At 58.3% G+C, this 7,555-nt stretch carries 15 protein-coding genes; all 15 read left to right on the top strand.

Features of this window, described 5'->3' with window-relative positions:
- Positions 1-657: EF-Tu/IF-2/RF-3 family GTPase (locus tag D460_RS0119605; protein WP_018900277.1), on the top strand; the 657-nt coding region annotated here is incomplete at its 5' end.
- A gap of 313 nt (positions 658-970) precedes the next feature.
- Positions 971-1,279 carry a 30S ribosomal protein S10 gene (rpsJ, locus tag D460_RS0119600; protein ID WP_003547547.1) on the top strand — a complete coding sequence of 103 codons (309 nt, stop codon included), beginning with the start codon at positions 971-973 and terminating at the stop codon, positions 1,277-1,279.
- Positions 1,280-1,313: 34 nt separating this feature from the next.
- Positions 1,314-1,955, top strand: coding sequence for a 50S ribosomal protein L3 (gene rplC / locus D460_RS0119595; protein WP_018900276.1), 642 nt, complete (start codon positions 1,314-1,316; stop codon positions 1,953-1,955).
- A gap of 13 nt (positions 1,956-1,968) precedes the next feature.
- Positions 1,969-2,589, top strand: coding sequence for a 50S ribosomal protein L4 (rplD, locus tag D460_RS0119590; protein ID WP_018900275.1), 621 nt, complete (start codon positions 1,969-1,971; stop codon positions 2,587-2,589).
- Positions 2,586-2,879, top strand: a complete 294-nt coding sequence (locus tag D460_RS0119585) for a 50S ribosomal protein L23 (RefSeq protein WP_018900274.1) — start codon at positions 2,586-2,588, stop codon at positions 2,877-2,879. Before rplD ends, D460_RS0119585 begins: the two co-directional genes overlap by 4 nt.
- A gap of 11 nt (positions 2,880-2,890) precedes the next feature.
- On the top strand, positions 2,891-3,727 hold the full coding sequence (gene rplB / locus D460_RS0119580) for a 50S ribosomal protein L2 (protein ID WP_018900273.1): 837 nt from the start codon (positions 2,891-2,893) through the stop codon (positions 3,725-3,727).
- Between the two features lie 15 nt (positions 3,728-3,742).
- Entirely contained in the window at positions 3,743-4,021 is a 279-nt protein-coding gene (gene rpsS, locus D460_RS0119575) for a 30S ribosomal protein S19 (RefSeq protein ID WP_018900272.1), read from the top strand.
- Between the two features lie 2 nt (positions 4,022-4,023).
- The gene (gene rplV, locus D460_RS0119570; RefSeq protein ID WP_018900271.1) at positions 4,024-4,416 is read left to right on the top strand and encodes a 50S ribosomal protein L22; all 393 of its coding nucleotides are present in this window, start codon (positions 4,024-4,026) and stop codon (positions 4,414-4,416) included.
- A complete protein-coding gene (gene rpsC, locus D460_RS0119565) occupies positions 4,416-5,135 on the top strand; it encodes a 30S ribosomal protein S3 (RefSeq protein ID WP_018900270.1) in 720 nt (239 codons plus the stop codon). The genes rplV and rpsC overlap by 1 nt, the downstream gene beginning before the upstream one ends.
- A 36-nt stretch (positions 5,136-5,171) precedes the next feature.
- A complete protein-coding gene (gene rplP, locus D460_RS0119560; protein WP_003573792.1) occupies positions 5,172-5,585 on the top strand; it encodes a 50S ribosomal protein L16 in 414 nt (137 codons plus the stop codon).
- Positions 5,586-5,597: 12 nt separating this feature from the next.
- A complete protein-coding gene (rpmC, locus tag D460_RS0119555; RefSeq protein WP_016553554.1) occupies positions 5,598-5,798 on the top strand; it encodes a 50S ribosomal protein L29 in 201 nt (66 codons plus the stop codon).
- A gap of 4 nt (positions 5,799-5,802) precedes the next feature.
- The gene (gene rpsQ / locus D460_RS0119550) at positions 5,803-6,042 is read left to right on the top strand and encodes a 30S ribosomal protein S17 (RefSeq protein ID WP_018900269.1); all 240 of its coding nucleotides are present in this window, start codon (positions 5,803-5,805) and stop codon (positions 6,040-6,042) included.
- 262 nt (positions 6,043-6,304) lie between these two features.
- Positions 6,305-6,673, top strand: a complete 369-nt coding sequence (rplN, locus tag D460_RS0119545; protein ID WP_018900268.1) for a 50S ribosomal protein L14 — start codon at positions 6,305-6,307, stop codon at positions 6,671-6,673.
- Positions 6,674-6,685: 12 nt separating this feature from the next.
- The gene (rplX, locus tag D460_RS0119540; RefSeq protein ID WP_018900267.1) at positions 6,686-6,988 is read left to right on the top strand and encodes a 50S ribosomal protein L24; all 303 of its coding nucleotides are present in this window, start codon (positions 6,686-6,688) and stop codon (positions 6,986-6,988) included.
- The gene (gene rplE / locus D460_RS0119535) at positions 6,988-7,545 is read left to right on the top strand and encodes a 50S ribosomal protein L5 (protein WP_018900266.1); all 558 of its coding nucleotides are present in this window, start codon (positions 6,988-6,990) and stop codon (positions 7,543-7,545) included. The genes rplX and rplE overlap by 1 nt, the downstream gene beginning before the upstream one ends.
- The last annotated feature ends 10 nt before the right edge of the window (positions 7,546-7,555 follow it).

The raw sequence follows: 7,555 nt of genomic DNA, 5'->3' as shown, positions 1-7,555 counted from the left end.
CTCAACGATTCGGACAAGAAGATCGGCGAAGACGCCGTTCGCGAACTGATGGCCGCTGTCGACGCCTACATCCCGACGCCTGAGCGTCCGATCGACCAGCCTTTCCTGATGCCGATCGAAGACGTGTTCTCGATCTCGGGTCGTGGTACGGTTGTGACCGGTCGCGTCGAGCGCGGCATCGTCAAGGTTGGTGAAGAAGTCGAAATCGTCGGCATCCGCGCCACCTCGAAGACGACGGTTACCGGCGTTGAAATGTTCCGCAAGCTGCTCGATCAGGGCCAGGCTGGCGACAACATCGGCGCTCTGGTTCGCGGTGTTAACCGTGACGGCGTTGAGCGTGGTCAGATCCTGTGCAAGCCGGGTTCTGTCAAGCCGCACAAGAAGTTCATGGCTGAAGCCTACATCCTGACGAAGGAAGAAGGCGGCCGTCATACGCCGTTCTTCACGAACTACCGTCCGCAGTTCTACTTCCGCACGACGGATGTTACCGGCATCGTTTCTCTGCCGGAAGGCACGGAAATGGTTATGCCTGGCGACAACGTCACGGTTGCTGTTGAGCTGATCGTTCCGATCGCGATGGAAGAAAAGCTGCGCTTCGCTATCCGCGAAGGCGGCCGTACCGTCGGCGCTGGCATCGTTGCCTCGATCATCGAGTAATCATTGAGATCGGCCGTCTCGCAAGAGACGGCCGCTTCGATGACATTATTATGAAGCAAGTGGCTTTAGCCGCTTGCTTATTACAAAGAAATACGGCACATGGCGCGCAAGCGCTGTTTGCGCGCTGCTTCGTTGTTTCGAAGCGGCAGACTGAAGCTAACATAAAGGTGGCCGAAAGGCCTGAAGACTGGATAGGGATGCCGGTTTCCGACGTCCCTCTCGATCTTTGAAACCGGTGGTCCGCCTTTAGGGAAGAAAACAACCCGTGCCTTGAACAAGGGCGCGTAAGTAACAAACACAAGGATAACGTCGAATGAACGGCCAAAATATCCGCATTCGCCTGAAGGCGTTCGATCACCGCATTCTCGACGCTTCGACGCGCGAGATCGTGTCGACGGCGAAGCGCACCGGCGCAAGCGTCCGGGGCCCCGTTCCGCTTCCGACTCGCATCGAGAAGTTTACGGTAAACCGGTCCCCACACATCGACAAGAAGAGCCGCGAGCAGTTCGAGATGCGCACGCATAAGCGCCTCCTCGACATCGTTGACCCGACACCGCAGACGGTAGACGCGCTGATGAAGCTCGATCTCGCCGCTGGTGTCGATGTTGAGATCAAGCTCTGAGCCTAGCTCGAGCTGAGTTGGAAGGATTGAACCGATGCGTTCAGGTGTGATTGCACAGAAGGTCGGCATGACCCGCGTCTATAACGACGCCGGCGAACATGTTCCGGTAACAGTACTGCGTATGGAAGGCTGCCAGGTCGTAGCCCAGCGCACAGTAGAAAAGAACGGCTACGCCGCAGTTCAGCTTGGTGCTGGCACGGCGAAGGTCAAGAACACGTCCAAGGCGATGCGCGGCAATTTCGCTATTGCCAACGTCGAGCCGAAGGCCAAGCTCGCTGAATTCCGCGTTTCGGAAGACAACCTGCTTGACGTCGGCACCGAGCTCAAGGCTGGCCACTTCGCCACCGGTCAGCTCGTCGATGTCACCGGCACGACGATTGGTAAGGGCTTTGCCGGCGCCATGAAGCGTCACGGCTTCGGCGGTCTGCGCGCCACGCACGGTGTGTCGGTTTCGCACCGCTCGCACGGTTCGACCGGCTCGCGCCAGGATCCGGGCAAGGTTTTCAAGAACAAGAAGATGGCTGGTCACATGGGCCAGACGCGCGTAACGACTCAGAACCTTGAAGTGGTTTCGACCGACGAAGATCGTGGTCTGATCCTGATCAAGGGTGCAGTACCCGGTTCCAAGGGTGCCTGGATCATCGTGCGCGACGCCGTCAAGTCGGCCGCGAAGTAAGGGAGCCAGACCAATGGAATTCAACGTCAAGACCCTCGAGGGAAAAGACGCAGGGAAGGTTTCTCTTTCTGACGCGATTTTCGGTCTCGAGCCCCGCGAAGACATTCTCGCCCGCGTAATCCGCTGGCAGCTTGCCAAGAAGCAGCAGGGCACCCACCAGGCAAAGGGCCGCGCCGACGTATGGCGCACCGGCGCCAAGATGTACAAGCAGAAGGGTACGGGCCGCGCTCGTCACCATTCGGCTCGTGCTCCGCAGTTCCGCGGCGGTGGTAAGGCTCACGGCCCGGTTGCTCGCAGCCACGAACACGACCTTCCGAAGAAGGTTCGCGCTCTCGGCCTGCGTCTGGCTCTGTCGGCTAAGCTGAAGTCCGATGATGTCATCATCATCGACAACCTGGTTGCTGCTGAAGCAAAGACCAAGGCTCTGGCTTCGACCTTCGCAACGCTCGGCCTGACCAACGCTCTCTTCATCGGCGGCGCCGAACTTGATGGCAACTTCAAGCTCGCTGCCAAGAACATCCCGAACATCGATGTTCTGCCGATCCAGGGCATCAACGTTTATGACATCGTGCGCCGTGGCAAGCTCGTGCTTTCCAAGGCTGCCGTTGAAGCTCTAGAGGAGCGTTTCAAGTGACCGATCTTCGCCACTATGATGTGATCGTCTCGCCGTCGATCACCGAAAAGTCCACTCTGGTATCGGAAAACAACCAGGTTGTTTTCAACGTCGCTAAGACGGCGTCGAAGCCGGAAATCAAGGCTGCAGTCGAGGCGCTCTTCGGCGTCAAGGTCACGGCCGTCAACACTCTGCTCCGCAAGGGCAAGACCCGTCGTTTCCGCGGTTTTGTCGGCAAGCAGAAGGACGTGAAGAAGGCAATCGTGACTTTGGCTGAAGGCCAGACGATCGACGTCTCCACCGGTCTCTGAGGAATAAAAACATGGCATTGAAAACATTCAATCCTACGACCCCGAGCCAGCGTCAGCTGGTCATCGTCGACCGCTCTTCGCTCTACAAGGGCAAGCCGGTCAAGGCGCTGACGCAGGGTCTGACCAAGAGCGGCGGTCGTAACAACCTCGGTCGCATCACGGCTCGCTTCATCGGCGGCGGTCACAAGCGTACGTATCGTCTGATCGACTTCAAGCGTCGCAAGTTCGAAGTTGAAGGCACGGTCGAGCGTATCGAATACGACCCGAACCGTACCGCGTTCATCGCGCTCATCTCCTACGCCGACGGCGAACAGGCCTACATCATCGCTCCGCAGCGCCTTGCTGCCGGCGACAAGGTCATCGCCTCTGAAAAGGCTGTGGACGTAAAGCCGGGCAACACCATGCCCCTGCAGTACATCCCGGTTGGCTCCATCATCCACAACGTGGAAATGAAGCCGGGCAAGGGCGGTCAGATCGCTCGCTCCGCTGGTTCCTACGCACAGCTCGTAGGCCGCGATGCGGGTCTCGCGATCCTTCGTCTGAACTCTGGCGAACAGCGCCTCGTGCCGGGCTCCTGCCTTGCTTCGATCGGTGCGGTTTCGAACCCTGACCACGCCAACATCAACGACGGCAAGGCCGGTCGTACCGTATGGCGCGGCAAGCGTCCGCATAACCGCGGTGTTGTCATGAACCCTGTCGACCACCCGCACGGTGGTGGTGAAGGCCGCACTTCCGGTGGTCGTCACCCGGTTACCCCTTGGGGTAAGCCGACCAAGGGCAAGCGCACCCGGTCGAACAAGTCGACCGACAAGATGATCATGCGCTCGCGTCATCAGCGTAAGAAGTAAGAGAGGAAGTCTCCAATGGCTCGTTCAGTATGGAAAGGTCCGTTCGTTGACGGCTATCTTCTCAAGAAGGCTGAGAAGGTTCGTGAAGGCGGACGTGCAGAAGTAATCAAGATCTGGAGCCGTCGCTCCACGATCCTGCCCCAGTTCGTCGGTCTCACCTTCGGCGTCTACAACGGCAGCAAGCATATTCCGGTCAACGTCAATGAAGACATGGTCGGTCACAAATTCGGTGAATTCTCTCCGACCCGGACCTACTACGGTCACGGTGCGGACAAGAAGGCAAAGAGGAAGTAACGATGGGCAAGGCAAAAGCCGAACGCCGGCTGAAGGACAACGAGGCGCAAGCAGTCGCCCGCACGCTCCGCGTCAGCCCACAGAAGCTCAACCTGGTTGCCGCGGCTATCCGCGGCAAGAAGGTCGAGCGCGCACTCGCTGAGCTGGAATTCTCCCGCAAGCGCATCGCAGGCGCCGTCAAGAAGACGCTCGAATCTGCGATCGCAAACGCCGAGAACAACCATGATCTCGACGTTGACTCGCTGGTCGTAGCGGAAGCTTACGTCGGCAAGTCGATCGTCATGAAGCGTTTCCACGCTCGTGGCCGTGGTCGTGCATCGCGCATCGAAAAGCCCTTTGCGCACCTCACGATCGTTGTTCGCGAAGTTGAAGCCGCCACCGAGGAGGCCGCATAATGGGTCAGAAAATCAATCCAATTGGTTTCCGTCTTGGCATCAACCGTACCTGGGATAGCCGCTGGTTCGCGGACAATGCCGAATACGGTCAGCTGCTGCACGAAGACCTGAAGATGCGCAAGTTCGTCATGAGCGAACTGAAGCAGGCTGGTATCTCCAAGGTGGTTATCGAGCGTCCGCACAAGAAGTGCCGCGTTACGATCCACTCGGCTCGTCCGGGCCTGATCATCGGCAAGAAGGGCGCAGACATCGACAAGCTCCGCAAGAAGCTGTCGGACATGACGAACTCCGAAACGCACCTCAACATCGTTGAAGTTCGCAAGCCGGAAGTCGACGCTGTACTGGTCGCTCAGTCGATCGCTCAGCAGCTCGAGCGTCGTGTTGCTTTCCGTCGCGCCATGAAGCGCGCCGTTCAGTCCGCAATGCGTCTTGGCGCCGAAGGCATCAAGATCACCTGCGCGGGCCGTCTCGGCGGTGCTGAAATCGCTCGTACGGAATGGTACCGCGAAGGTCGCGTGCCGCTGCATACGCTGCGCGCTGACATCGACTACGGCACAGCCGAAGCGGAAACCGCTTTCGGTATCTGCGGCATCAAGGTTTGGATCTTCAAGGGCGAAATCCTTGAGCACGATCCGATGGCCTCCGAGCGCCGCGCACTCGAGGGTGATGCTCAGGGTCCGGCTAGCCGTGACCGCGATCGTCGCCGCGACAACGCTTAATAGCGTTGGTGGCAGATAAGTTCGGAGAATAAGAAAATGTTGCAGCCAAAGCGTACCAAGTACCGCAAGCAATTTAAGGGCCGCATCAAGGGCGTCGCCAAGGGTGGTTCCGACCTCGCCTTCGGTGAATTCGGCCTTAAGGCTCAGGAGCCAAACCGCGTAAATGCACGCGAGATCGAAGCGGCCCGCCGCGCGATCACGCGCTACATGAAGCGTGCTGGCCGTGTATGGATCCGCGTGTTCCCGGATGTTCCGGTAACCGCAAAGCCGACCGAAGTCCGTATGGGTAAGGGTAAGGGCTCTGTTGAATATTGGGCATGCAAGGTCAAGCCAGGCCGCATGATGTTCGAGATCGACGGCGTCAGCGAAGAAATCGCTCGCGAAGCGCTTCGCCTCGGCTCTGCCAAGCTCTCGGTCAAGACGCGCTTCGTACAGCGCATTGCAGAGTAAGGAGCAAGGCACATGAAAGCCGAAGAAGTTCGCGGCCTGACGGCCGATCAGCTCAAGGACAAGCTCGCCGACCTGAAGAAGGAGCAGTTCAACCTGCGCTTCCAGAAGGCCACCGGTCAGCTCGAAAAGTCCTCCCGCGTCAACGAAGTTCGCAAGGACATCGCCCGCGTGAAAACCATTGCCCGCCAGAAGGCGGCAGAAGCAAAGGCCTAAGAATATGCCGAAGCGCATCCTGCAGGGCGTCGTCGTTGGCGACAAGAACGAGAAGACTGTAGTTGTCCGCGTTGAGCGTCGTTTCGCTCATCCGCTGATGCAGAAGACCGTTCGTCGTTCCAAGAAGTACAAGGCCCACGACGAAAACAATCAGTACAAGATTGGCGATACCGTATCCATCGAGGAATGCGCGCCGATCTCCAAGGACAAGTGCTGGACGGTCATTTCCGGCCAGGCAAAGTAAGAATTTCTCGCGAGGCCTTGCGTCTCGCGGAAATTTCTGTATGAAGCAGCGTCAGAACGCTCGTTCGTCGAGCGTTCTTTTGCTTTGAGCGCACGGAAGGTCCCGTTTGGGAAACCACCCTGGCACGATCGATCCCGCGCTAGTCAAGCTATTGCCGTGTTTTCGCCTGCTCTCGTGGCAAGCGGCCGGCTGACAATTTTCATATGCCGGGGTAGGGGGCGACAGCCCAACCATTCCGGTAAACACAAGAAGGCGACCTGATATGATTCAGATGCAAACAAACCTCGACGTGGCGGATAATTCCGGCGCACGTCGTGTCATGTGCATCAAGGTGCTGGGCGGTTCTAAGCGCAAGTATGCCTCGATCGGCGACGTTATCGTCGTTTCGATCAAGGAAGCTATTCCGCGCGGCCGCGTGAAGAAGGGTGACGTGATGAAGGCGGTTGTCGTTCGCACCGCCAAGGAAATCCGTCGCGTAGATGGTTCCATCATCCGCTTCGACACCAATGCAGCAGTCCTCATCGACAACAAGAAAGAGCCGATCGGCACCCGTATCTTCGGACCGGTTCCGCGCGAACTTCGCGCCAAGAACCACATGAAGATCATCTCGCTCGCTCCAGAAGTTCTGTAAGGAGCACGAACGATGCAAAAGATTCGTAAGGGCGACACGGTCGTCATGCTCGCAGGCAAGGACAAGGGCCGCACTGGCGAAGTCCTTCAGGTTCTGCCCAAGGAAGATCGCGCCGTAGTCCGTGGCGTCAACGTCGTGAAGCGCCACCAGCGCCAGACGCAGACCCAGGAAGCCGGCATCATCAGCAAGGAAGCCTCGGTTCACTTGTCCAACGTCTCGATCATCGACAAGGACGGCAAGCCGACCCGCGTTGGTTTCAAGGTTGTTGACGGCAAGAAGGTCCGTGTGGCCAAGCGTTCCGGTGAGGTGATCTGATGGCTCAGGCAAAGTACGAGCCGCGGCTCAAGAAGGAATATGTCGAGCGCATCCGTGCGGCGATGCAGGAGAAGTTCTCCTACGCCAACGAGATGATGATTCCGAAGCTCGACAAGATCGTAATCAACATGGGTGTTGGTGAAGCAACGGCTGATTCGAAGAAGCCGACTGTTGCCGCAGCTGACCTGGCCGCTATCGCTGGTCAGAAGCCGGTCATCACCCGTGCACGCAACTCCATCGCTGGCTTCAAGGTCCGCGAAGATATGCCGATCGGCGCAAAGGTTACCCTGCGCGGCGCTCGCATGTACGAGTTCCTGGACCGTCTCGTGAACATCGCGCTTCCGCGCGTTCGCGACTTCCGCGGCCTGAACCCGAAGAGCTTTGACGGCCGTGGCAACTTCGCCATGGGCATCAAGGAGCACATTGTGTTCCCTGAGATCAACTACGATAAGGTTGATCAGATGTGGGGCATGGACATCATCGTTTGCACGACGGCCACCAAGGACGACGAAGCACGGGCTCTGCTCACAGAGTTCAACTTCCCGTTCCGTCAGTAACCGTAACGAC

Source organism: Rhizobium sp. 2MFCol3.1 (assembly GCF_000377565.1).
Lineage (GTDB): Bacteria > Pseudomonadota > Alphaproteobacteria > Rhizobiales > Rhizobiaceae > Rhizobium.
Note: the sequence above shows the minus strand (reverse complement) of the source record. Positions and strands in the feature narration are given on the sequence as shown.